The sequence below is a fragment of the Flavobacterium sp. genome (assembly GCF_035760125.1).
GTDB lineage: Bacteria > Bacteroidota > Bacteroidia > Flavobacteriales > Flavobacteriaceae > Flavobacterium.
Window position 1 is genome coordinate 1 of record NZ_DASTTN010000501.1, and the last position, 2,174, is coordinate 2,174.

The following is a 2,174-nucleotide window of genomic DNA, read 5'->3' on the forward strand; positions in this document are numbered from 1 at the left end:
AAAATAGTATAATTTTTACAATTATAACTAAAAAAAGAATAAATCATTTACAATAATAAAAACTATTTTTTTTTAATTAAATCTAAAAATTATAAGCAAAGAAAAACAATTCTCACACTACGGTTAATATCTCTAAATAAATCTTTAAAAGTAGAAAATTACGAGTTTAAAAATCCTTATTAATTTGCAATCTCACCATTACAACATTATCCACAAGCCTATTTTTCTACAAATTGTAACTTAATCCAAAGAAAATCATCGTAGAAAATCACTTCAAACAGAGAACAAAACAAAGATAATCTCAATAAACAAAGAAATAAATTATACAATATTAAATTTGAATCCATATTGAATTTAAATATTAAACTATTCGCAAAAATTCCTCACAAAGCTTTATTTTTTGATGAAAAACTGTACTTTTGGAAAATCAAAAATGAAAAATTTTAACAGCACATATCATCCTTCGATAACAACTCAAATCTGGGTTGCACTTGCTGTTACAACTACATCTACTACAACTACTACCCCTTAGGGGTATACATTTTACATATAATCCAGTTGCTGTACTTTTTTCTTAAAGAAAGAAAGTCATGGGTGTATAGAAGCCTTTTGCATTTTAAAACAAAAAAATACAAACAAATATCGTTAGGATTTCAAATACTGATAATCAAACAAAATAGCGATACTAAATTACATTAAAACAAATACATAATAATACCTACATATGAAATGAGCATAATGGAAAATTGGTCGCAAATGACAATTTAAGATATGCGAATTACATAATGACAAATAAAAAACAATAAATACCTACATTATGAAAGTATTAAAATTTGGCGGAACTTCGGTAGCCAATGCAGAAAACATAAAACTAGTTTTAGATATAGTCATTAATAAAGCACAAGAAGAAAACCTTGTTGTTGTTGTATCCGCCTTAAGCAAAGTAACCGATTTATTGCAATTGGCTGCATCCAAAGCGGCTGCAAATGATGAAAGCTTTAAAGATATTGTTACCGAAATCGAGAAAAAACATTTAGAAGCACTTAAACAACTTATTCCCGTAAGTGAACAAAGTGGTTTGTTAAGTCATATTAAAAGAATCATCAATCACTTGGAAACATTGCTTGATGGTTGCTTTCTATTGGGAGAGTTATCTCCAAGAACTTTGGATACCATTCTAAGTTTTGGTGAATTATTATCTTCTTATATCATTGCCGAAGCCTTAAAACAAAAGCTAAAAAACAGCCGTTATAAAGACAGCCGAGAATTGATTAAAACTAATAATCATTTTGGAAAAGCTGCAGTGAACTTTGAACTTTCAAACCAACTGATTGCAGACTTTTTTGCATCTAATGAAAACCAAGTAGTTGTGATGCCTGGTTTTATTGCTACTACTGAAGATGGCATAAATACTACTTTAGGTCGTGGTGGTTCAGATTATACAGCTGCCATTATTGCTGGAGCATTAAATTCTACAGATTTAGAAATTTGGACAGACGTAAACGGAATGTTTACTGCCAATCCAAAAATTGTAAAACAAGCGCAACCTATAGCTACAATATCTTACCAAGAAGCAATGGAATTGTCTCATTTTGGTGCCAAAGTATTGTACCCACCAACAATCCAGCCTGTTTTAAGAAAAAACATTCCAATTATAATCAAAAACACTTTCGAGCCACAAGCCGAAGGAACTTTGATTTCCAACAATCCTGAATCAAATACCAACCCGGTAAAAGGGATTAGTCATATTGACAACATTACTTTGGTAACTCTGGAAGGTTCCGGAATGATTGGAGTTGCTGGTTCTTCCAAAAGGTTATTTGAAGTTTTATCTAATGAAAGCATAAACGTAATTTTCATTACTCAAGCTTCATCGGAACATTCTATATGTATTGGTATTTTAAATTCGGATGCCGAAACTGCTGAAATTGCCATCAACAAAGCTTTTCAAATAGAAATTGCACAAAACAAAATTGATCCTTGTATTGTAGAACAAAATCTTTGCATTATCGCTTTGGTTGGTGAAAACATGAAGAACCACCAAGGTTTGAGTGGAAGAATGTTTAGCACTTTAGGAAAAAACAATGTCAATATTCGTGCGATTGCACAAGGTGCTTCAGAGAGAAACATCTCGGTTGTTATCAATGAAAGAGACGTTAAAAAAGCGTTGAACA

Annotated in this window: 1 protein-coding gene; it reads left to right on the top strand. The window is 31.0% G+C overall.

What is annotated here, in order from left to right; all coding sequences use genetic code 11:
• Positions 1-817: 817 nt before the first annotated feature.
• On the top strand, positions 818-2,174 hold a 1,357-nt coding region (locus VFS71_RS17850), incomplete at its 3' end, for an aspartate kinase (RefSeq protein ID WP_326402965.1).